Annotated in this window: 1 protein-coding gene; it reads right to left on the reverse strand. The window is 65.3% G+C overall.

The genetic code is table 11. The annotated features are described in order from the left end of the window. Positions 1–453, reverse strand: a 453-nt coding sequence (locus AB4Z42_RS28405; protein ID WP_442012582.1) for an ABC transporter substrate-binding protein, incomplete at both ends; no start/stop codon positions are given.

Raw genomic sequence — 453 nt, forward strand, 5'->3', positions numbered from 1 at the left:
CCCTTGAAGCCCAGCTCGCGCGCCTGCTTGACGACCAGCGCGGTCGGCTCCGAGGGGCCGCCCACGAACATCACGTCCGGCTTCTCGGCGATTGCGCGCGACACGCCGGTGTAGAAGTCGGTCGCCTTGGTGTACGACATCGGGTTGTTGCCCACGATCTTGTCGCCGGCGCCTTCCCAGGCCGGCACGAAGGCCTGCACCCATGCCTTGGCGTAGTCATGGTCGGCCGGCACCAGTGCCACGTTCTTGCCGTAGCGCTTCATCTGGGCCTTGATAAACGGCTCGATATAGCCGGTATAGGCCGGCGGGATGCGGATGGTCAGCTTGTTGCCGGCATCGGTGATGCGCGGCACGCTCGAGTAGGCCATGACCAGGAACTTCTCCTGCTCGTTGAAGGCCTGCAGCGCGAAGATGCCGCCCGAATGCGGCACGAAGACGGCCGGGGTCTTGTGC

The sequence above is a fragment of the Mycobacterium sp. 2YAF39 genome (genome assembly GCF_052114565.1).
In the GTDB taxonomy this organism is placed as follows: Bacteria; Actinomycetota; Actinomycetes; order Mycobacteriales; family Mycobacteriaceae; genus Mycobacterium.